The following is a 22,203-nucleotide window of genomic DNA, read 5'->3' on the forward strand; positions in this document are numbered from 1 at the left end:
GCGCAGCTGCCGTTAACCTTGGCGCCGGAGAGTCGATCGGACAGTCGCTGCCTGCTTTTGTTCCGCAACTTTTGTTGCGTAACGGCGGGGGGAGGAAAGTCCGGGCTCCATAGGGCAGAGTGCCAGGTAACGCCTGGGAGGCGCGAGCCTACGGAAAGTGCCACAGAAAATAACCGCCTAAGCACTTCGGTGCCGGTAAGGGTGAAAAGGTGCGGTAAGAGCGCACCGCACGTCTGGCAACAGTTCGTGGCTAGGTAAACCCCACTCGGAGCAAGACCAAATAGGGTTCCATCAGGCGTGGCCCGCGTCGGAACCGGGTAGGTTGCTAGAGGCGTCCAGTGATGGCCGTCGTAGAGGAATGACTGTCCTCGACAAAACCCGGCTTACAGATCGACTCTCCACCTCTCCTCCCTTCTGCTCGATCGATAGCAGAGCGCGTTTGTAATACCGAAAAGATCTTACTCTTAATAAATCACTTTAAGTTCAAACGGTATCCGTTTGAGTGGGTTTGATTTTTCACGTTTTTTTTTGCCCCCAGTACTCCTTCCTTCTTCCTTTATTGAGCTAAATCTCGGTCCTGTAAGGGTTTTCCCTATGAACGCGCCTTGACGGTGCAGCGGACGGATTCCTATAGTGTGCGCAAGTGGCAGAAAGTGGGATGAAGTGGGTTTTCTGGCACAAAAAAGCTACCATTGTGGGGAATCGCAGCCGTGTTCCGCGGAGCCAACGCCGTCAGCCTCGATGCAAAGGGCCGTCTCGCCATGCCGAGCCGGTACCGTGACGAGCTCGATTCGCGTTGCAATGGTCAGCTGATCGTGACCATCGACGCCGTCGACCCCTGCTTGTGTGTTTATCCCCTCGATGAGTGGGAGCAGATTGAAGCCAAGTTGCGTGCCTTGCCGTCGTTGCGTGAGGAAAACCGCCGCCTGCAGCGTTTGCTGATCGGTAATGCGGTGGACCTGGAGCTCGACGGCAGTGGCCGTTTCCTGGTACCGCCCCGCCTGCGGGAGTACGCCAAGCTGGACAAGAAGGCGATGCTGGTGGGGCAGTTGAACAAATTCCAGCTGTGGGATGAGGATGCCTGGAACGCAGTTTCGGCAGCCGACCTTGCAGCTATCCAACAACCGGGCGCCATGCCCGACGATTTACGTGACCTGATCCTGTGACCATAGATAGCGGCTTCAACCACATCACCGTCCTGCTCGACGAAGCTGTCGAGGCATTGGCCCTGCGCGCCGACGGTTGCTATCTCGACGGCACCTTCGGCCGCGGCGGGCACAGCCGTCTGATCCTCAGCAAGCTCGGGCCGCAAGGGCGGCTGCTGGGCTTCGACAAAGATCCTCAAGCGATTGCCACGGGGCAAGCGCTGGCGGCCGAAGACGGCCGCTTTGTCATTGTGCAGCGCAGTTTTGCCGAACTGGGCGCGGAAGTGGCCGAGCGCGGGCTGGCTGGCAAGGTCAGCGGTATCCTGCTTGATCTGGGCGTGTCCTCGCCCCAGCTGGACGACCCCGAGCGCGGTTTCAGTTTCCTCAATGACGGCCCGCTGGACATGCGCATGAACCCCGACCAGGGCATCAGTGCTGCCGAGTTCATCGCCACCGCGCCGGTTGAGGAAATTGCCCGCGTTTTCAAAGAGTACGGCGAGGAGCGTTTTGCCGGGCGCATGGCGCGTGCCGTGGTAGAGCGCCGCGAAAAGCAGCCGTTCACGCGTACTGCGGACTTGGCCGAAGTGCTCAAGGTCGCCAACCCTGCCTGGGAAAAAGGTAAAAATCCGGCTACCCGTGCCTTCCAGGGCCTGCGCATTCACGTCAACAACGAGTTGGGCGACCTTGAGGCCGGCCTTGAGGCTGCGCTCGATGCGCTGGAAGTCGGCGGCCGTCTGGCGGTGATCAGCTTCCACTCGCTGGAAGACCGTATCGTCAAGCTGTTCATGCGCAAACTGGTCAAGGGTGAAGCGGACAACCTGCCGCGCAACCTGCCGGTTCAGCACAAGGTCTTCGAGCCGAAAATCCGTCTGATCGGCAAGGCCCAGTTTGCTTCCGAAGCCGAGCTCAAGGCCAACCCGCGGTCGCGCAGCGCCGTGATGCGGGTGGCGGAGAAGCTTCGGTGAGCCGGCTATTTGCCAAACCTTTGCCAGGCGGAAGCTTCCTGATGCTTCTGCTGTTCGTTGGCGTGCTTGTTTCGGCCATTGCCGTATCGTACAGCGCCCACTGGAATCGCCAGTTGCTCAACACCCTGTACGGCGAGTTGAATGAGCGCGACAAGGCCCAGGCCGAGTGGGGCCGGCTGATCCTCGAACAAAGCACCTGGACCGCTGCCAGCCGCATCGAGAACCTGGCTTCCGAGCAGCTGAAGATGCACGTGCCTGCCGCCGACGAAGTACGGATGGTGGCGCCATGATGAAGCTCGAAGGCGCGCTCTACCCCTGGCGCTTCCGCGTGGTGATCGGCTTGCTGGCGTTGATGGTCGGTGCCATCTGCTGGCGCATCATCGACCTGCAGGTTGTCGACCGTGACTTCCTCAAGGGCCAGGGCGATGCCCGCAGCCTGCGTCATATCCCTATTCCGGCACACCGTGGTCTGATTACCGATCGCAATGGTGAGCCTCTGGCCGTCAGTACGCCTGTCACCACCTTGTGGGCCAACCCCAAGGAAATGCAAGCCTCCAAGGAGCGCTGGCCGCAACTGGCCGCAGCACTGGGGCAAAACGCCCAACAGCTGAGCGAGCGCCTGACCCAGCAGGCCAGCAAAGAATTCATCTACCTGGTCCGCGGCCTGACCCCGGAGCAGGGGCAGCATGTGCTCGACCTGAAAGTGCCGGGTGTATACGGCCTTGAAGAATTCCGCCGCTTCTATCCCGCCGGTGATGTCACCGCGCACATGGTCGGTTTCACCGACCTGGATGACCATGGCCGCGAAGGGGTGGAACTGGCCTACGATGAATGGCTGGCCGGGGTGCCCGGCAAGCGGCAAGTGATCAAGGACCGGCGCGGCCGCTTGATCAAGGACATTCAGGTAACCAAGAACGCCAAGGCCGGCAAGACCTTGGCGTTGTCCATCGACCTGCGCCTGCAATACCTGGCCACTCGCGAACTGCGTAACGCAATCGCCGAACAGGACGCCAAGGCCGGCAGCCTGGTGATCATGGATGTCAAGACCGGTGAGGTCCTGGCGATGGTCAACCAGCCGACCTACAACCCGAACAACCGTCGCACCATGTTCCCGGCGGCGATGCGTAACCGGGCGATCATTGACGTGTTCGAGCCAGGCTCCACGGTCAAACCGATCTCCATGAGCGCCGCATTGGAGAGTGGGCGCTGGAAGCCCACCGACAAGGTCGAGGTGTACCCGGGCAGCTTGCAGATCGGCCGCTACACCATCAAGGACGTGTCCAGGAGCGAGGGGCCGATCCTCGACCTGACCGGCATCCTGATCAACTCCAGTAACGTCGGCATGAGCAAGATCGCCTTCGATATCGGCGGCGAAGCCATCTACCGGGTCATGTCCCAGGTCGGCCTTGGCCAGTACACCGGCCTTGGGTTCCCGGGTGAGCGCGTTGGCAACCTGCCCAACCATCGCGAGTGGCGCAAGGCCGAAACCGCGACCTTGTCCTATGGCTACGGCGTCTCGGTTACCGCCCTGCAGCTGGTGCATGCCTACGCGGCGCTGGCCAACGACGGCAAGATGGTGCCGCTGTCGATCCTCAAGGTCGACAAGGCGCCCGAGGCAGTCCAGGCCATTCCAAAGGACACTGCCGAGACCGTGCAAGGCATGTTGCAGCAAGTGATCGAGGCGCCGCGCGGGGTATTCCGTGCCCAGGTGCCGTTCTATCACGTGGCCGGCAAGTCCGGTACCGCACGTAAAGCCACAGTTGGCGCCAAGGGCTACACCGAAAACGCCTACCGCTCGCTGTTCGCCGGCTTCGGCCCGATGAGCGACCCGCGTTACGCCATTGTCGTGGTCATCGACGAGCCGAGGAAAGGCGGTTATTTCGGTGGTCTGGTATCGGCGCCGGTGTTCAGCAACGTCATGTCGGGCACCCTGCGGCTGATGAATGTGCCGCCAGACAACCTGCCACCGCCTGCCGACCCGCAACAAGTCAATGCAGTACCCGCCAAGGGAGGGCGTGGATGATGACAATGCCACTGAGCAAGCTTTTCGCCCACGCCAGTCGCGACCCGCTGATCCGTGAGCTGACCCTGGACAGCCGTGCTGTGCGCGCAGGTGACCTGTTCCTGGCCGTGCCGGGGGCCAAGGTCGATGGCCGTGACCATATCAGCGACGCGCTGGCCCGTGGTGCCGCCGCAGTCGCTTACGAACAGCAGGGCACCCATGTGCTGCCGATCACCGATGTGCCGCTGATCCCGGTCAAAGGCCTGATCGCCCAGCTGTCGGATATTGCCGGCCGCTTCTATGGCGAGCCGAGCCGTCAGCTGAACCTGGTCGGGGTTACCGGCACCAACGGCAAGACCAGCGTCACTCAGCTGGTGGCCCAGGCGCTCGATGCACTTGGCCAGCGGTGCGGCCTGATCGGCACCCTGGGTACCGGGTTTCATGGTGAGTTGCAGAGCGGTCGGTTGACCACGCCAGACCCGATTGCGGTGCAGTCGACCCTTTATGATCTGAAAAAGGCTGGCGCCAAGGCTGTGGCGATGGAAGTATCCTCGCACGCCCTGGAACAGGGTCGTGTTGCTGCGCTGGAATTCGATATCGCGGTGATGACCAACCTGTCCCGTGATCATCTGGACTATCACGGCAGCATGGAGGCCTATGAGGCCGCGAAGGCCAAGCTTTTCGCCTGGCCTGGCCTGCGTTGCCAGGTGGTCAACCTGGATGACGGATTCGGGCGTCGCCTGGCGGCTGATTTTGCCCGTCGTCCGAGTGTCGATCATATCGAGACCCGTTTGCTCAGCTATAGCCTGGAAAACTCCGACGCTTCCTTGTATTGCCGTGAAGCCAAATTCGACGACGATGGCGTACGCGCCATCATCGTCACTGCCCAGGGTGAGCGCACCTTGCGCAGCCAGCTGCTGGGCCGCTTCAACTTGAGCAACATGCTCGCGGCCGTGGCCACTCTGATGGCTCTGGATTATTCGCTGGATGAAATCCTCAAGGTCACCCCGCAATTGCAGGGCCCGGTGGGCCGCATGCAGCGCCTTGGCGGTGGTGAGAAGCCGCTGGTGGTGGTCGACTACGCGCACACTCCTGACGCCCTGGAAAAAGTACTCCAGGCCCTGCGCCCGCACGCCCACGGCCAATTGCTGTGCCTGTTCGGTTGTGGCGGCGATCGCGATCGTGGCAAGCGTCCGCTGATGGCCGAGGTGGCCGAGCGCCTGGCTGACCGTGTACTGGTCACTGACGATAACCCACGTACCGAAGACCCGCAGGCCATCTTCAACGACATTCGCCCTGGTTTTGCCCGGCCCGCCGAGGTCGAGTTCATCGCTGGCCGTGGCGAGGCCATTGCACACCTGATCGCTTCTGCTGCCGCCTCGGACGTCATCGTCCTGGCCGGCAAGGGGCACGAGGATTACCAGGAAATCAATGGCCAGCGCCATGACTTCTCCGACTTGGTCGAAGCCGAAAAGGCACTTGCAGCCTGGGAGGCTCCACATGCTTAAGCCCATGACACTCAGCCAGCTGACCGCAGCACTGAGCGCTCGCCTGGTCGGCGCAGACGCCAGCTTCAGCGGTGTCAGCATCGACAGCCGCAGCGTCGGCGCCGGGCAGTTGTTCGTCGCCCTGGCGGGGCCGCGTTTCGATGGCCACGACTACCTGGCCGATGTGCAGGCCAAGGGGGCTGTGGCAGCGCTGGTGGAGCGTGAAGTGGCCGATGTCGACCTGCCGCAACTGGTGGTTGCCGACAGTCGTCTGGCCCTCGGCCAGCTTGGTGCGCTGAACCGTGCCGGCTACGACAAACCTGTGGTAGCGATCACCGGCTCCAGCGGCAAGACCACGGTCAAAGAGATGCTTGCCTGCATCCTGCGTACCCGTGGCCCTGTTCATGCCACCCGTGGCAACCTGAACAACGACCTGGGTGCACCGCTGACCCTGCTGGAAATTGCCCCGCAGCACAGCGCCGCCGTCATTGAGCTGGGCGCTTCGCGCATTGGCGAGATCCGCTATACCGTGGGCCTCACCCAGCCACAGGTGGTCATCATCAACAACGCAGGTACTGCCCACGTCGGCGAGTTCGGCGGGCCAGAGAAGATCGTTGAAGCCAAGGGCGAGATTCTCGAAGGGCTGGGCGAGGGTGGCACGGCCATCCTCAACCTGGACGACAAGGCCTTTGCCATCTGGAAGGCGCGTGCGGGTGCGCACAAGGTCATCAGCTTTGCCCGCAGCGACGCCCGCGCCGACTTCCATGCCACCGACATCGGGCGCGACGCGCGGGGTTGCCCGTCGTTCACACTGCATGGCGCCGGCGCATCGGTGGCCGTGCAGCTCAATGTGCTCGGTGAGCATAACGTCAGCAACGCCTTGGCCGCCGCCGCCGCCGCCCATGCCGTTGGTCTGAGCCTGAGCGGCATTGCCGCCGGCCTGAACGCCATGCAGCCGGTCAAGGGCCGTACCGTGGCGCAAATCGCCCCGAATGGCGTGCGCGTGATCGATGACAGTTACAACGCAAATCCCACCTCGATGTGCGCGGCCATTGATATACTCGCCGGCTTTTCCGGTCGCACCGTTCTGGTGCTGGGGGATATCGGCGAGCTGGGGCAGTGGGCCGAAGAAGGCCACCGTCAGGTGGGCGATTACGCGCGCGGTAAGGTCGATGCCCTGTATGCAGTGGGTACCAACATGACACATGCGGTCAAGGCGTTCGGCGCCAATGGCCGTCATTTCGCAACTCAAGCTGAGCTGATCGAGGCCGTTCGTGCCGAAACTGCCAGCAACACCACTATCTTGATCAAGGGCTCGCGCAGCGCTGCGATGGAAAACGTCGTGGCTGCATTGTGCGGTGCCAGCGGGGAGAAACATTAATGCTGCTGCTGTTGGCTGAGTATCTGCAACAGTTCCACAAAGGCTTCGCGGTCTTCCAGTACCTGTCCCTGCGCGGGATCCTTGGCGTACTGACCGCGTTGTCGCTGGCGCTGTGGCTGGGCCCGTGGATGATCCGTACCCTGCAGATCCGCCAGATCGGTCAGGCCGTCCGTAATGACGGCCCGCAATCGCACTTGTCCAAATCCGGCACGCCAACCATGGGTGGTGCCTTGATCCTGTCCGCCATCGGCATCAGCACCCTGCTGTGGGCCGACCTGTCGAACCGCTATGTGTGGACGGTACTGATCGTCACGCTGCTGTTCGGCGCCATCGGATGGGTCGACGACTACCGCAAGGTGATCGAAAAGAACTCGCGCGGCCTGCCTAGCCGCTGGAAGTACTTCTGGCAGTCGGTGTTCGGCCTGACGGCGGCGATCTTCCTGTACCAGACGGCCCCGACCACTGTCGAAACCACCCTGATCGTGCCGTTCCTCAAGGACGTCACCATCCCGCTGGGCATCGGCTTCGTCGTCCTCACCTACTTCGTCATCGTCGGGTCGAGCAATGCGGTCAACCTGACCGATGGCCTCGATGGCCTGGCGATCATGCCGACGGTGATGGTTGGCGGTGCGCTGGGCATCTTCTGCTACCTGTCGGGTAACGTGAAGTTCGCTGAGTACTTGCTCATTCCTTATGTGCCGGGTTCAGGTGAGCTCATCGTGTTCTGCGGCGCGCTGATCGGCGCCGGCCTGGGCTTTTTGTGGTTCAACACCTATCCGGCCCAGGTGTTCATGGGTGACGTCGGCGCGCTGGCGCTGGGCGCTGCACTGGGCACCATCGCCGTAATCGTGCGCCAGGAAATCGTGCTGTTCATCATGGGCGGCATCTTCGTGATGGAAACCCTGTCGGTGGTGATCCAGGTGGCTTCCTTCAAGCTGACCGGCAAGCGCGTGTTCCGCATGGCACCGATCCACCACCACTTTGAACTCAAGGGTTGGCCTGAACCACGGGTGATTGTCCGTTTCTGGATCATCACCGTGATTCTGGTGCTGATCGGCCTTGCAACCCTGAAACTGAGGTAGACGAGCGTGTCACTGATCGCTTCCGACCAATTCCGCATCGTTGTCGGCCTCGGCAAGAGCGGCATGTCCCTGGTTCGCTTCCTGGCGAACCAGGGCATTGCCTTTGCGGTCGCCGACACCCGCGAGCAACCGCCGGAACTGGACACCCTGCGCCGTGATTACCCGCAGGTGGAAGTACGCTGTGGTGAACTGGACGTGGACTTCCTGTGCCGCGCCAACGAGTTGTATGTGAGCCCAGGCCTGGCACTGGCCACGCCGGCCCTGCAGCAGGCGGCGGCGCGTGGCGTGAAGCTGTCCGGTGACATCGAACTGTTCGCCCGCCATGCCAAGGCGCCGATCGTGGCGATCAGTGGCTCCAATGCGAAAAGCACGGTAACCACCCTGGTCGGCGAGATGGCCGCCAAGGCCGGCAAGCGCGTGGCCGTCGGCGGCAACCTGGGTACACCGGCCCTGGACCTGCTCAGTGATGATGTCGAGTTGTATGTCATGGAGCTGTCGAGCTTCCAGCTGGAAACCACCGACCAGCTCAATGCCGAAGTTGCCACGGTGCTGAACATCAGCGAAGACCACATGGACCGCTACAGCGGCCTGCCGGCCTATCACCTGGCCAAGCACCGGATATTCCGTGGCGCCCGCCAAGTGGTGGTGAACCGCCAGGATGCCCTGAGCCGGCCGTTGCCGGTCGAAAATCGCCCGTGCTGGAGCTTTGGCCTGAATCAGCCGGACTTCAAGGCCTTCGGCTTGCGTGAAGTCGAGGGCGAGAAGTACCTGGCTTTCGAGTTCCAGGCACTGATGCCGGTCCGTGACCTGAAAATTCGGGGTGCCCACAACCAGAGCAACGCCCTGGCGGCCCTGGCCCTCGGGCATGCCGCCGGTCTGCCGTTCGAGCCGATGCTCGAAGCCCTGCGCGAATTCGGCGGCCTGGCCCATCGTTGCCAATGGGTGCGTGCGCGCAACGGTGTGAGCTGGTACGACGATTCCAAGGCGACCAACGTCGGTGCTGCCCTGGCCGCCATCGAAGGCCTGGGCGCGGATATCGACGGCAAGCTGGTGCTGATCGCCGGCGGCGACGGCAAGGGTGCCGATTTTGCCGCCCTGCGTGAGCCGGTGGCACGTTTTTGCCGCGCCGTTGTGTTGCTCGGCCGTGATGCCGAACGCCTGGCCGAGGTGCTAGGTGATGCCGTGCCGCTGGTGCGGGTCAAGACGCTGGACGAGGCCGTGCAGCAATGCGCCGAGCTGGCTCTGCCGGGTGACGCCGTGTTGCTGTCGCCGGCGTGCGCCAGCCTCGACATGTTCAAGAACTTTGAAGAACGCGGGCGGCTGTTCGCCCAGGCGGCGGGAGGGCTGGCATGATCTTCGGCATCCTCAAGCCGTACCCGTCGCCGCTTATCAGCGGCCGTGGCATCGACCTCGACTTCGCCTTCCTGGCCGGCTGCCTGGCGCTACTCGGCCTGGGCCTGGTGATGATCACCTCGGCGTCGTCGGAGGTGGCCGCAGTACAGTCAGGCAACCCGCTGTACCACATGTTCCGCCATCTGGTTTACGTGGCCATTGGCCTGGTCGCCTGTGGTGCGACCCTGCTGGTGCCGATCGCCACGTGGCAGCGCATGGGCTTCATGATGCTGGTTGGCGCCTTTGGCCTGCTGGTACTGGTGCTGGTGCCTGGCATTGGTCGGGAAGTGAACGGCTCGATGCGCTGGATCGGCTTCAGCTTCTTCAACGTCCAGCCTTCGGAGATCGCCAAGGTCTTCGTGGTCATTTATCTCGCCGGCTACCTGGTACGTCGGCAGACCGAAGTGCGCGAAAGCTGGATGGGCTTTTTCAAACCGTTCATCGTGCTGCTGCCGATGGCCGGCCTGCTGCTGATGGAGCCGGACTTCGGTGCCACCGTGGTCATGATGGGCGCTGCCGCAGCCATGCTGTTCCTCGGCGGCGTAGGGTTGTTCCGCTTCAGCCTGATGGTGGTGCTGGCGGTGGTCGCAGTGTTCGTGCTGGTGCAGGCGCAGCCCTACCGGATGGCGCGCCTGATCACTTTTACCGACCCCTGGTCCGACCAGTTCGGCTCTGGTTACCAGTTGACCCAGGCATTGATCGCCTTCGGCCGCGGCGAGTGGCTGGGCGTAGGGCTGGGCAACAGTGTGCAAAAGCAGTTCTACCTGCCTGAAGCGCACACCGACTTCGTGTTCTCGGTACTCGCCGAGGAGTTGGGCGTGGTCGGTTCGCTGGTGACCATCGCGCTGTTCGTATTCGTGACCGTGCGCGCCCTCTACATCGGCCTGTGGGCCGAGAAGGCCAAGCAGTACTTTGCCGCCTACATGGCATTTGGCCTGGCGTTCCTGTGGATTGGCCAGTTCCTGATCAACATTGGCGTGAACGTCGGCTTGCTGCCGACCAAGGGCCTGACCTTGCCCTTCCTCAGTTACGGGGGCAGCTCCCTGGTGATCTGCTGTGCCTGCGTCGGCTTGTTGCTGCGTATCGAATGGGAAAGCCGCACGCACCTGGGCAGCGAGGAACACGAATTCAGCGAAAGCGATTTTGCCGAGGAGACCAGTCATGGCCGCTGACGGCAAAAACGTACTGATCATGGCGGGTGGCACCGGAGGCCATGTGTTCCCGGCCCTGGCCTGCGCACGTGAGTTCCAGGCGCGCGGCTATACCGTGCACTGGCTGGGCACCCCCCGTGGCATCGAGAATGAGCTGGTCCCCCAGGCCGGCCTGGCGCTGCACCTGATCCAGGTCAGCGGCTTGCGTGGCAAGGGCAAGCTGTCGCTGCTCAAGGCACCGTTTACCCTGGTCAAGGCCGTGCTCCAGGCGCGGCGTATCATTGGCCAGCTCAAGCCGGTCTGCGTGATCGGCTTCGGTGGCTATGTGACCGGCCCTGGCGGCGTCGCCGCGCGTCTGTGCGGTGTGCCGCTGGTGATTCACGAACAGAACGCCCGCGCCGGTACCGCCAATCGCCTGCTGGTGCCGTTGTCGGCGCGTGTCTGCGAGGCTTTCCCAGGCACGTTTGAAGCTGGCGAAAAGCTGCGTACCACCGGCAATCCGGTGCGCCCTGAGCTGTTCATGGACGCGCAGCGTGCGCCCTTGGGCGAGCGCCGTGCCCGCCTGTTGGTCATGGGTGGCAGCCTGGGTGCGGAACCATTGAACAAATTGTTGCCTAAGGCCCTGTCCGAGGTGCCCGCTGACCTGCGGCCCGAGGTGTTCCATCAGGCCGGCAAGCACCACGCGCCGATCACCGCCGAGCGTTATCAAGAGGCGGGTGTCGAGGCTCAGGTAGAGCCGTTCATCAAGGACATGGCCCACGCCTATGGCTGGGCCGACCTGGTGGTGTGCCGGGCCGGTGCCCTGACCGTCAGCGAGCTCGCGGCGGCCGGCCTGCCTTCGATGCTGGTGCCTTTGCCCCATGCCATCGACGACCACCAGACCCATAACGCCCAATATCTGGCTCGGGAAGGCGCCGCCTTCCTCATGCCACAAGCGACAACTGGCGCAGCGCAACTCGCTGAACGCCTGAACGAGGTGCTGATGCAACCCGAGAAACTCAACACCATGGCACGCACCGCACGGGGCCTTGCCAAACCTTCCGCAACCAGCACCGTGGTCGATATCTGCCTGGAGGTGGCCCATGGTTGAAAGCCAGAAAGCCATGCCCCAGCCGAAGATGGGCCGTATTCATCGCATCCACTTCGTCGGTATCGGCGGCGTGGGCATGTGCGGTATTGCCGAAGTGCTGCTGAACCTGGGCTATGAAGTGTCCGGCTCCGACCTCAAGGTGTCGCCGGTTACCCAGCGCCTGGAGTCGTTCGGTGCCGAGATCTTCGTTGGCCACCGTGCCGAAAACGCCGCCAATGCCGATGTACTGGTGGTGTCCAGCGCCATCAACCCGGCCAACCCGGAAGTCGCCACTGCGCTTGAACGGCGCATTCCCGTGGTGCCGCGTGCCGAAATGCTCGCTGAGCTGATGCGCTACCGCCATGGTGTGGCGGTTGCCGGTACCCATGGCAAAACCACCACCACCAGCCTGCTGGCCTCTGTATTTGCGGCCGGTGGCCTGGACCCGACGTTCGTCATCGGTGGCCGCCTGACCGCTGCCGGCACCAATGCGCAGTTGGGTACCAGCCGTTACCTGATCGCCGAAGCCGACGAAAGCGACGCCAGCTTCCTGCACCTGCAGCCGATGGTTGCTGTGGTCACCAACATCGACGCCGACCACATGGCCACCTACGAGGGTGACTTCAACAAGCTGAAGAAAACCTTCGTCGAGTTCCTGCACAACCTGCCGTTCTACGGCCTGGCCGTGATGTGCCTGGACGACCCGGTGGTGCGTGAGATCCTGCCACAGGTCAAGCGCCCGACCGTGACCTACGGTTTCAGCGAAGAGGCCGACATCCGCGCGATCAACGTCAGTCAGAAGGGCATGCAGACCCACTTCACCGTGCTGCGCCGTGATCGTGAGCCGCTGGAAGTGTCGGTCAACATGCCGGGTAACCACAACGTGCTCAATGCCCTGGCCACCATCGCCATCGCCACCGACGAAGGCATCAGCGACGAAGCCATCGTGCAGGGGCTTTCCGGCTTCCAGGGTGTCGGTCGACGCTTCCAGGTGTACGGCGAACTGCCGGTTGAAGGCGGCAGCGTGATGCTGGTCGACGACTACGGCCACCACCCGACCGAAGTGGCGGCGGTGATCAAGGCTGTGCGCGGTGGCTGGCCAAGCCGTCGCCTGGTCATTGTCTACCAGCCACACCGTTACAGCCGCACCCGTGACCTGTACGACGACTTCGTGCAGGTGCTGGGCGATGCCAACGTGCTGCTGCTGATGGAGGTGTACCCGGCCGGTGAAGAGCCGATACCCGGTGCCGACAGCCGTCAGCTGTGCCACAGCATCCGCCAGCGCGGCAAGCTGGACCCGATCTACATCGAACGCGGCGCCGAGCTGGCACCGCTGGTCAAGCCGCTGCTGCGTGCCGGTGACATCCTGCTGTGCCAGGGTGCCGGCGATGTCGGTGGCCTGGCCCCGCAATTGATGAAAAGCCCGCTGTTCGCTGGCGCCAAGCAGGAGAAGTCGAAATGACCAGCGCCTACGAGAAACTGCATTCGACCCTGGACGTCAACGCGTTCGGTCGTGTCGCTGTACTGTACGGCGGCAAGAGCGCCGAGCGTGAAGTCTCGCTCAAGTCGGGCGCTGCCGTGATCGAGGCGCTGCGCAGCGCCGGTGTCGACGTGGTCGCCATCGACGTGGGCGACGACCTGCTGGCCCGCCTGCAAAGCGAGAAGATCGACCGTGCCTTCATCATCCTGCACGGCCGCGGCGGTGAGGACGGCAGCATGCAAGGCCTGCTGGAGTGCCTGGGCATTCCCTACACCGGCAGTGGCATCCTCGCCTCGGCCCTGGCCATGGACAAGCTGCGGACCAAGCAGGTATGGCAAAGCCTGGGCATTCCGACCCCGCGTCATGCTGTGCTGGCCAGCGAAGAAGATTGTGTTGTAGCTGGTACGGAACTGGGCTTCCCGCTGATCGTCAAACCTGCCCATGAAGGCTCTAGCATCGGCATGGCCAAGGTGAACAGCGAGCAGGAACTGGTCGCTGCCTGGCAAGACGCCGCCAAATACGATTCTCAGGTGCTGGTCGAGCAATGGATTCACGGCCCGGAGTTCACCATTGCCGTTCTGCGTGGCCAGGTGCTGCCGCCGATCGCCCTGGGCACTCCGCACGTGTTCTACGACTACGACGCCAAGTACATCGCCAATGACACCCAGTACCGCATTCCGTGCGGGCTGGACAGTGCCAAGGAGCAGGAGCTTATCGACCTGACCGCGCGCGCCTGCGATGCCATCGGCATTGAAGGGTGGGGCCGTCTGGACGTGATGCAGGACGAGCAGGGCCGGTTCTGGCTGCTCGAAGTAAACACCGCGCCGGGCATGACTGATCATAGCCTGGTGCCCATGGCGGCCCGCGCGGCCGGTCTGGACTTCCAGCAACTGGTGCTGGCGATCCTGGCCGACAGCGTAGCGACGCGAGGTTAACAAACCATGCAAGGCGCAATGATACGTCAGCAGCAACCCGTTACCGGCCGTAGCAAGCCGGTGCCGCGTGGTGCCAGCCGACTGGTGGCCGACGAGCCCGTATCGGCGCGCCTGCCGCGGCCCAGCCTGGGCGGCCTCAAGCGCCTGCTGTGGCCGGTGTTGCTGGTGGCCGCAGGCTTTGGCGCCTACGAGGGCGCCATTCGCCTGATGCCGTACGCCGACCGGCCGATCACCAAGATCGACGTGCAGGGCGACCTCAGTTACATCAGCCAGCAGTCGGTGCAGCAGCGGATCGCGCCATACGTGGCAGCGAGTTTCTTCAGCGTCGACCTCACGGCGATGCGAGCCGAGCTCGAACAGATGCCATGGATCGCCCACGCCGAAGTACGCCGGGTTTGGCCGGACGAGGTGGTGATTCGCCTGGAAGAACAGTTGCCGGTGGCACGCTGGGGTGAGGAAGCCTTGCTCAACAACCAGGGCCAGGCCTTCACCCCGCGCGAGCTGGCCAACTACGAGCATCTGCCGCAGTTGGCCGGGCCGCAGCGTGCCCAGCAGCAAGTCATGCAGCAGTATCAGGTTTTGAGCCAGATGCTGCGCCCCTTGGGCTTTTCCATCGCTCGCCTGGAGCTGCGCGAGCGTGGCAGCTGGTTCCTGACCACCGGTGCGGGCAGCACCGGGCAGGGCGTCGAGCTGCTGCTGGGGCGCGATCATCTGGTGGAGAAGATGCGCCGTTTCATTGCCATTTACGACAAGACACTCAAAGAGCAGATCACCAACATCGCCCGCATTGATCTGCGTTATTCCAACGGACTTGCCGTTGGTTGGCGGGAACCGAACGCACCGACGACGGCCCAACCCGCCGTTGCGAAGAATTAGAGAGAGGCAGGACCATGGCAAACGCGCATAGCGGCAAAATGATCGTCGGGCTGGACATTGGCACCTCCAAGGTGGTGGCGCTGGTGGGTGAAGTAGGCGAAGACGGTACCCTGGAGATCGTCGGGATCGGTACTCACCCTTCCCGCGGCCTGAAGAAGGGCGTGGTGGTGAACATCGAGTCCACCGTGCAGTCGATCCAGCGCGCAGTGGAAGAAGCGCAGCTGATGGCTGGCTGCCGCATCCACTCGGCGTTCGTCGGCGTGGCCGGCAACCATATCCGCAGCCTGAACTCCCACGGCATCGTCGCCATTCGCGACCGCGAGGTCAGCCTTGCCGACCTCGAGCGTGTGCTTGACGCTGCCCAGGCCGTGGCCATTCCGGCTGACCAGCGCGTGCTGCACACCCTGCCGCAGGACTACGTGATCGATAACCAGGAAGGTGTGCGCGAGCCGCTGGGCATGTCTGGCGTGCGCCTGGAAGCCAAGGTTCACGTGGTCACTTGCGCGGTCAACGCGGCGCAGAACATCGAGAAGTGCGTGCGCCGTTGTGGCCTGGAAATCGACGACATCATCCTCGAGCAACTGGCCTCGGCCTACTCGGTGCTGACCGACGATGAGAAAGAGCTCGGTGTGTGCCTGGTGGACATCGGCGGCGGCACCACCGACATCGCCATCTTCACCGAAGGCGCGATCCGTCACACTGCGGTCATCCCGATTGCCGGCGACCAGGTCACCAACGACATCGCCATGGCCCTGCGTACACCCACCCAGTACGCCGAGGAAATCAAGATCCGTTACGCCTGCGCCTTGGCCAAACTGGCCGGCGCCGGCGAGACCATCAAGGTGCCGAGCGTGGGCGACCGCCCACCGCGCGAACTGTCGCGCCAGGCCCTGGCCGAGGTGGTAGAGCCCCGTTACGACGAGCTTTTCACGCTGATCCAGGCCGAGCTGCGCCGCAGCGGTTACGAGGACCTGGTGCCGGCCGGCATCGTCCTCACCGGCGGCACCGCGAAGATGGAAGGCGCCGTGGAACTGGCCGAAGAAATTTTCCACATGCCGGTACGCCTGGGCGTACCGCACAGCGTTCGGGGGTTGAGCGACGTGGTGCGCAACCCGATCTATTCCACCGGCGTGGGCTTGCTCGCTTACGGCCTGCAGAAGCAGTCCGAAGACTTGCCCCTGACCGGTAACAGCAGCAGCAACAGCTATGGCGATGAACCGAAGGCCCCAGTGCTTGAGCGCTTCAAGCGGTGGGTTCAGGGCAACTTCTAAGTTTCAAAGCAGTAGTGGTAGGCGCGACAACTAGAGAACTGAAAGGAGAGGGAAAATGTTCGAGCTCGTAGACAACGTCCCGCAAAGCCCGGTCATCAAAGTGATCGGTGTCGGCGGTGGCGGCGGCAACGCCGTCAACCACATGGTGAAAAGCAGCATCGAAGGCGTCGAGTTCATCTGCGCCAACACCGATGCTCAGGCGCTGAAAAACATCGGCGCGCGCACCATCCTGCAACTGGGTACCGGGGTCACCAAGGGCCTTGGTGCAGGTGCCAATCCGGAAGTCGGCCGTCAGGCTGCTCTGGAAGACCGTGAGCGCATCGCCGAGGTGCTGCAGGGCACCAACATGGTGTTCATCACTACCGGCATGGGCGGCGGTACCGGTACCGGTGCAGCGCCGATCATCGCCGAAGTGGCGAAGGAAATGGGCATTCTCACGGTTGCCGTGGTAACCCGCCCGTTCCCGTTCGAAGGTCGCAAACGTATGCAGATCGCCGATGAAGGCATCCGCATGCTGGCCGAGAGCGTCGACTCGCTGATCACCATTCCCAACGAGAAGCTGCTGACCATCCTGGGCAAGGATGCCAGCCTGCTGTCCGCCTTTGCCAAGGCTGACGATGTACTGGCCGGTGCCGTTCGCGGTATTTCCGACATCATCAAGCGCCCGGGCATGATCAACGTCGACTTCGCCGACGTGCGCACCGTGATGGGCGAGATGGGCATGGCGATGATGGGTACCGGTTGCGCCAGCGGCCCGAACCGTGCTCGCGAAGCCACCGAGGCGGCAATCCGCAACCCGCTGCTCGAAGACGTCAACCTGCAGGGCGCCCGCGGCATCCTGGTGAACATCACCGCAGGCCCTGACCTGTCGCTGGGCGAGTACTCCGATGTGGGTAGCATCATCGAAGCCTTCGCCTCCGACCACGCGATGGTCAAGGTGGGCACCGTGATCGACCCGGACATGCGCGATGAGCTGCACGTGACCGTGGTGGCCACTGGCCTGGGCGCGCGTATCGAGAAGCCGGTCAAGGTGGTCGACAACACCCTGCAGACTGCCCAGCAGGCGTACGAGGCCTCCAACCCGGCCCCTGTTCGTCAGGAGCAGCCAGCGGTCAACTACCGTGACCTGGAGCGTCCGACCGTGATGCGCAACCAGGCCCACGCAGGCGCTGCCGCAGCAGCTAAACTCAACCCTCAGGATGACTTGGACTACCTGGATATCCCGGCCTTCCTGCGTCGTCAGGCCGATTAATGGAATTTATCAGGGGTATAAGGGTGATTGGTGTTCAGCAAAGGCCGGGTCTGTTATCATCCTCAGCCTTTGTTGATACCTGTTCGCAATTTGCGCTGAAGCGGCCAATGCCATGATTAGACAACGCACCCTGAAGAATACCATCCGTGCCACAGGCGTCGGCCTGCACTCCGGGGAGAAGGTCTATCTGACCCTCAAGCCTGCGCCTGTCGATACCGGCATCGTCTTCCGTCGCGCCGACCTCGACCCTGTGGTCGAGATCCCGGCACGTGCGGCCAACGTCGGTGAGACCACCATGTCCACCACGCTGGTCAACGGTGACGTCAAGGTCGATACCGTCGAGCACCTGCTTTCCGCCATGGCGGGGTTGGGCATCGATAACGCCTACGTCGAGCTCTCCGCCTCGGAAGTTCCGATCATGGATGGCAGCGCCGGTCCCTTCGTATTCCTGATTCAGTCTGCCGGCCTGGAAGAGCAGGACGCAGCCAAGAAGTTCATCCGCATCCTGCGTGAAGTGACAGTGGAGGAGGGCGACAAGCGCGCTACCTTCCTGCCTTTCGAAGGGTTCAAGGTGAGCTTCGAGATCGACTTCGATCACCCGGTCCTCAAGGGCCAGACCCAGAGCGCCGTCGTCGACTTCTCCAGCACTTCGTTCGTCAAGGAAGTCAGCCGCGCCCGTACTTTCGGCTTCATGCGTGACATCGAGTACCTGCGCAAGCACAACCTTGCGCTGGGTGGCAGTGTCGAGAACGCCATCGTTGTCGATGAGACCGGTGTCCTTAACGAAGACGGCCTTCGCTCCGAAGACGAGTTCGTCAAGCACAAGATCCTCGACGCCATCGGCGACCTTTACCTGCTGGGCAACAGCCTGATTGGCGAGTTCAAGGGCTACAAGTCCGGGCACGCGCTGAACAACCAGCTGCTGCGCAAGCTGATCAATGAAACCGATGCCTGGGAAGTGGTCACTTTCGAAGATGCCAGTACGGCACCGATCTCTTATATGCGCCCTGTTGCGGCCGTGTAAGTTCGAACACTCTCTCTAGTGATTAAGGCCACCTTTGGGTGGCCTTTTTTATGGGTTGTGCTCAGGCCTGCTGACTCAACCCTTGCCCTTGGCGTGACTGGCCAGGCGTTCCAGTGCTTCACGCAGTTTGGGGTCGGTGATGCCTTCGGCGGAACCCCGAATGCCTTCGGCGGCATTGGTCGACAGCTCGGTCATGTTACCGCCGCGCTTGGCCGGAACCAGCGGCGGCTGCACCTTGTAAAGGATGCGCTGAAGGTTGCCGAACGCTTCCAGCGCCTGCAGCTGACGCATCAGGCGCTTCTGCTGATAGCGCAGGCGGGTGGCCCAGTGCCCGTCCGTGACCACCAGCAGCAGCGTGCCGTCGCGCCACGAAGCCACGTGGCAGTGCTCGCGGGCTGCCGGTTGCAACTGGCTTTCCAGCAGGCGCTGCAGGTGCGCCAGGCGTTCGGCCTGGTTCAGCAACAGGCGCAGCGGGCGCACCTGGCGCAGCAGTGCCGAAGGAGGCTGGGCGGGGGAGGGTTTGTAGGCCATGGGGGGTCGCATCAGGTTACAAGATTGGCAGTCTAACACCTCTATCGGCCCCACTGACGGCGTCAGCGCCATCGCACACAGACAGCATACGAGTCATTCTCGATACGTTTCATGATGCTCCGGGTTGAACTCAGCGAAAATGCCCTTATCTTAGAAACGCCCCCGCCAAAGCGCTGTGCCAGCATCGTGGAAATCCACCACTTTCCTCACCATCGTTTCCGGGTAGAATGCTCGTTCGCATGCGGCCCAAGGGCTGCACGGGCGACTCATGGGGCCGCCCTCCATCCCTACGTGTGGAAGATCCTGCCGATATGTTTGCGCCTTTGTTAAAGAAACTTTTTGGAAGCAAGAACGAGCGTGAAGTCAAACGCATGCTCAAGACGGTGAACATCGTCAATGCCTTCGAAGAGAAAATGGTCGCCCTCTCCGATGAGCAACTGCGCGCCAAAACCGCAGAGTTCAAGGAGCGTCTGGCCAAAGGCGAGACACTGGACCAACTGCTGCCTGAAGCCTTCGCCGTGGCCCGTGAAGCCGGCAAGCGCGTGATGGGCATGCGCCACTTCGATGTGCAGCTGATCGGCGGCATGACCCTGCACGAGGGCATGATCGCAGAAATGCGCACCGGTGAAGGCAAGACCTTGGTCGGTACCCTGGCCGTTTACCTCAACGCCCTTTCCGGCAAAGGGGTGCACGTGGTCACGGTCAACGACTACCTGGCCCGCCGTGACGCCAACTGGATGCGCCCTTTGTACGAATTCCTCGGTCTGTCCGTAGGCATCGTCTCGGCCTTCCAGCCGCCAGAGGAAAAGCGCGCTGCGTATGCCTCCGATATCACCTACGGCACCAACAACGAGTTCGGTTTCGACTACCTGCGCGACAACATGGCTTTCAGCCTGGAAGAGAAATTCCAGCGTGAACTGAATTTCGCCGTGATCGACGAAGTCGACTCGATCCTCATCGACGAAGCCCGTACGCCGCTGATCATCTCCGGCCAGGCAGAAGACAGCTCCAAGCTGTACATCGAGATCAACCGCCTGATCCCGCGCCTGACCCAGCACATCGAAGAAGTCGAAGGCCAGGTCACCCAGGAAGGTCATTTCTCCATCGACGAGAAGAGCCGCCAGGTCGAGCTCAACGAAGCCGGTCACCAGTTCATCGAAGAGATGCTCACCCAGTCCGGCCTGCTGGCTGAGGGCGAGAGCCTCTACTCGTCGCACAACCTGGGCCTGCTGACTCATGTCTATGCCGGCCTGCGTGCGCACAAACTGTTCCACCGCAATGTCGAGTACATCGTTCAGGACGGTCAGGTCCTGCTGATCGACGAGCACACCGGCCGTACCATGCCTGGCCGTCGCCTTTCCGAAGGCTTGCACCAGGCCATCGAGGCGAAAGAGAACCTGAACATCCAGGCCGAGAGCCAGACCCTGGCTTCGACCACCTTCCAGAATTATTTCCGTCTGTACACCAAACTGTCCGGCATGACCGGTACCGCCGACACCGAAGCGTTCGAGTTCCAGTCGATCTACGGCCTCAACGTGATGGTGATTCCGCCGAACAAGCCGCTGGCGCGTAAGGACTTCAACGACCTGGTGTACCTGACCGCGGACGAGAAGTACGCCGCGATCATTGCCGACATCAAGGAAAGCATGACCCAGGGCCGTCCGGTTCTGGTGGGTACTGCGACCATTGAAACCTCCGAGCACATGTCGAACCTGCTGAAGCAGGAAGGCATCGAGCACAAGGTCCTGAACGCCAAGTACCACGAAAAGGAAGCCGAGATCATCGCGCAAGCGGGGGCTCCGGGTGCACTGACCATCGCCACCAACATGGCCGGTCGTGGTACCGACATTCTTCTGGGCGGTAACTGGGAAGCCGAAGTGGCCGCCCTGGAGAACCCAAGCCCCGAGCAGATCGCCCAGATCAAGGCTGACTGGCAGAAGCGTCACCAGCAGGTGATCGAGTCCGGTGGCCTGCACGTGATCGCCTCCGAGCGCCACGAATCGCGCCGTATCGACAACCAGCTGCGTGGCCGTTCCGGCCGTCAGGGCGACCCGGGTTCCAGCCGCTTCTACCTGTCGCTGGAAGACAGCCTGATGCGTATCTTCGCCTCCGATCGGGTGAAGAACTTCATGAAAGCACTGGGCATGCAGTCCGGTGAGGCCATCGAACACCGCATGGTCACCAACGCCATCGAAAAGGCGCAGCGCAAGGTCGAAGGGCGCAACTTCGATATTCGTAAGCAACTGCTCGAATACGATGACGTGGCCAACGAACAGCGCAAGGTGATCTACCACATGCGCAACAGCCTGCTGGCTGCCGAAAACATCGGTGACACCATCGCCGAGTTCCGTCAGGAAGTGCTCGATGCCACCATCAGCCAGCACATCCCGCCGCAGTCGCTGCCCGAGCAGTGGGACGTTGCCGGCCTGGAGGCTTCGCTGGCCAGCGACTTCGCCATCAAGCTGCCTATCCAGCAGTGGCTCGACGAGGACGATCACCTCTACGAGGAGACCCTGCGCGAGAAGCTGCTGAAGGAAATCACCGACGCCTACAACGAGAAGGAAGACCAGGCCGGCATCGACGCCCTGCGTACCTTCGAGAAGCAGATCCTGCTGCGCGTGCTGGACGACCTGTGGAAAGACCACCTGTCGACCATGGACCACCTGCGCCACGGCATTCACCTGCGTGGTTATGCGCAGAAGAACCCGAAGCAGGAGTACAAGCGCGAATCCTTCACCCTGTTCCAGGAATTGCTCGAGTCGATCAAGCGCGACACCATCCGCGTGCTGTCGCACGTTCAGGTACGCCGCGAAGACCCGGTCGAAGAAGAGGCCCGCCTGCGCCGCGAAGCCGAAGAACTGGCCAGCCGCATGCAGTTCCAGCACGCCCCTGCGCCAGGCCTTGAGAGCGAGCAACTGAGCGAAGAAGGTGCCGAAGTGGCAGTCGCCGTTGCCCCGGTGCGCAACGATCAGAAGCTGGGCCGCAACGAGCCGTGCTGGTGTGGTTCGGGCAAGAAGTTCAAGCATTGCCATGGTCAGATCGAGTGATCTGAACAGACGTTTGTAAAAGCCTGGGGCCGCATTGCGGCCCTTTCGCGACACAAGGCCGCTCTCACATATCGCGCTCGCCCACCGGTTGGCGCGGTCCCTGTAGGAGCGGC

Annotated in this window: 18 protein-coding genes and 1 other RNA gene; 18 read left to right on the forward strand and 1 reads right to left on the reverse strand. The window is 62.5% G+C overall.

The features are described from left to right. The first annotated feature begins 28 nt into the window (after positions 1-28). From rnpB to lpxC, 17 genes are all read left to right on the forward strand, one after another. Positions 29-402, forward strand: an RNA gene (gene rnpB / locus JOE27_RS21075) — RNase P RNA component class A. Between the two features lie 308 nt (positions 403-710). Next, positions 711-1,166 (forward strand): division/cell wall cluster transcriptional repressor MraZ, encoded by a 456-nt coding sequence (mraZ, locus tag JOE27_RS21080; protein WP_011535546.1) that lies wholly within the window; start codon positions 711-713, stop codon positions 1,164-1,166. Between the two features lie 2 nt (positions 1,167-1,168). Then, complete coding sequence (gene rsmH, locus JOE27_RS21085; RefSeq protein ID WP_174142281.1) at positions 1,169-2,110, forward strand: 16S rRNA (cytosine(1402)-N(4))-methyltransferase RsmH; 942 nt, start codon at positions 1,169-1,171, stop codon at positions 2,108-2,110. Beyond that, complete coding sequence (gene ftsL / locus JOE27_RS21090) at positions 2,107-2,400, forward strand: cell division protein FtsL (protein WP_012312861.1); 294 nt, start codon at positions 2,107-2,109, stop codon at positions 2,398-2,400. The genes rsmH and ftsL overlap by 4 nt, the downstream gene beginning before the upstream one ends. Beyond that, a complete protein-coding gene (locus tag JOE27_RS21095; RefSeq protein WP_161872110.1) occupies positions 2,400-4,133 on the forward strand; it encodes a penicillin-binding protein 2 in 1,734 nt (577 codons plus the stop codon). Before ftsL ends, JOE27_RS21095 begins: the two co-directional genes overlap by 1 nt. Then, positions 4,130-5,620: a UDP-N-acetylmuramoyl-L-alanyl-D-glutamate--2,6-diaminopimelate ligase gene (gene murE, locus JOE27_RS21100; protein WP_182445246.1), complete on the forward strand. Its 1,491-nt coding sequence runs from the start codon at positions 4,130-4,132 to the stop codon at positions 5,618-5,620. Before JOE27_RS21095 ends, murE begins: the two co-directional genes overlap by 4 nt. Continuing rightward, positions 5,613-6,980: a UDP-N-acetylmuramoyl-tripeptide--D-alanyl-D-alanine ligase gene (murF, locus tag JOE27_RS21105; RefSeq protein WP_115273639.1), complete on the forward strand. Its 1,368-nt coding sequence runs from the start codon at positions 5,613-5,615 to the stop codon at positions 6,978-6,980. The genes murE and murF overlap by 8 nt, the downstream gene beginning before the upstream one ends. Further along, entirely contained in the window at positions 6,980-8,062 is a 1,083-nt protein-coding gene (gene mraY, locus JOE27_RS21110; protein WP_012312865.1) for a phospho-N-acetylmuramoyl-pentapeptide-transferase, read from the forward strand. Before murF ends, mraY begins: the two co-directional genes overlap by 1 nt. A gap of 6 nt (positions 8,063-8,068) precedes the next feature. Next, positions 8,069-9,415, forward strand: a complete 1,347-nt coding sequence (gene murD / locus JOE27_RS21115; protein ID WP_046784851.1) for a UDP-N-acetylmuramoyl-L-alanine--D-glutamate ligase — start codon at positions 8,069-8,071, stop codon at positions 9,413-9,415. Continuing rightward, positions 9,415-10,626 carry a putative lipid II flippase FtsW gene (ftsW, locus tag JOE27_RS21120; RefSeq protein ID WP_174142282.1) on the forward strand — a complete coding sequence of 404 codons (1,212 nt, stop codon included), beginning with the start codon at positions 9,415-9,417 and terminating at the stop codon, positions 10,624-10,626. Before murD ends, ftsW begins: the two co-directional genes overlap by 1 nt. Continuing rightward, positions 10,616-11,695, forward strand: coding sequence for an undecaprenyldiphospho-muramoylpentapeptide beta-N-acetylglucosaminyltransferase (gene murG, locus JOE27_RS21125; protein ID WP_119688321.1), 1,080 nt, complete (start codon positions 10,616-10,618; stop codon positions 11,693-11,695). Before ftsW ends, murG begins: the two co-directional genes overlap by 11 nt. Continuing rightward, positions 11,688-13,136, forward strand: a complete 1,449-nt coding sequence (gene murC / locus JOE27_RS21130; protein WP_046784854.1) for a UDP-N-acetylmuramate--L-alanine ligase — start codon at positions 11,688-11,690, stop codon at positions 13,134-13,136. Before murG ends, murC begins: the two co-directional genes overlap by 8 nt. Continuing rightward, complete coding sequence (locus JOE27_RS21135; RefSeq protein ID WP_046784855.1) at positions 13,133-14,089, forward strand: D-alanine--D-alanine ligase; 957 nt, start codon at positions 13,133-13,135, stop codon at positions 14,087-14,089. Before murC ends, JOE27_RS21135 begins: the two co-directional genes overlap by 4 nt. A 6-nt stretch (positions 14,090-14,095) precedes the next feature. Beyond that, positions 14,096-14,965: a cell division protein FtsQ/DivIB gene (locus JOE27_RS21140; RefSeq protein WP_012312871.1), complete on the forward strand. Its 870-nt coding sequence runs from the start codon at positions 14,096-14,098 to the stop codon at positions 14,963-14,965. Between the two features lie 14 nt (positions 14,966-14,979). After that, positions 14,980-16,236 carry a cell division protein FtsA gene (gene ftsA, locus JOE27_RS21145; RefSeq protein WP_012312872.1) on the forward strand — a complete coding sequence of 419 codons (1,257 nt, stop codon included), beginning with the start codon at positions 14,980-14,982 and terminating at the stop codon, positions 16,234-16,236. A gap of 55 nt (positions 16,237-16,291) precedes the next feature. Then, positions 16,292-17,488, forward strand: a complete 1,197-nt coding sequence (ftsZ, locus tag JOE27_RS21150; protein WP_003251871.1) for a cell division protein FtsZ — start codon at positions 16,292-16,294, stop codon at positions 17,486-17,488. Positions 17,489-17,600: 112 nt separating this feature from the next. Beyond that, positions 17,601-18,512, forward strand: coding sequence for a UDP-3-O-acyl-N-acetylglucosamine deacetylase (gene lpxC, locus JOE27_RS21155; protein ID WP_039603495.1), 912 nt, complete (start codon positions 17,601-17,603; stop codon positions 18,510-18,512). Positions 18,513-18,587: 75 nt separating this feature from the next. Here the strand turns inward: lpxC and JOE27_RS21160 are convergent, their stop codons facing one another. After that, positions 18,588-19,043 carry a DciA family protein gene (locus tag JOE27_RS21160; RefSeq protein WP_115273642.1) on the reverse strand — a complete coding sequence of 152 codons (456 nt, stop codon included), beginning with the start codon at positions 19,041-19,043 and terminating at the stop codon, positions 18,588-18,590. 311 nt (positions 19,044-19,354) lie between these two features. On the opposite strand from JOE27_RS21160, the gene secA reads away from it, so the two are divergent. After that, entirely contained in the window at positions 19,355-22,090 is a 2,736-nt protein-coding gene (secA, locus tag JOE27_RS21165) for a preprotein translocase subunit SecA (RefSeq protein WP_046784858.1), read from the forward strand. Positions 22,091-22,203 lie beyond the last annotated feature (113 nt).

Origin of the sequence: Pseudomonas sp. M5 (assembly GCF_016907075.1) — a bacterium.
Lineage (GTDB): Bacteria > Pseudomonadota > Gammaproteobacteria > Pseudomonadales > Pseudomonadaceae > Aquipseudomonas > Aquipseudomonas putida_E.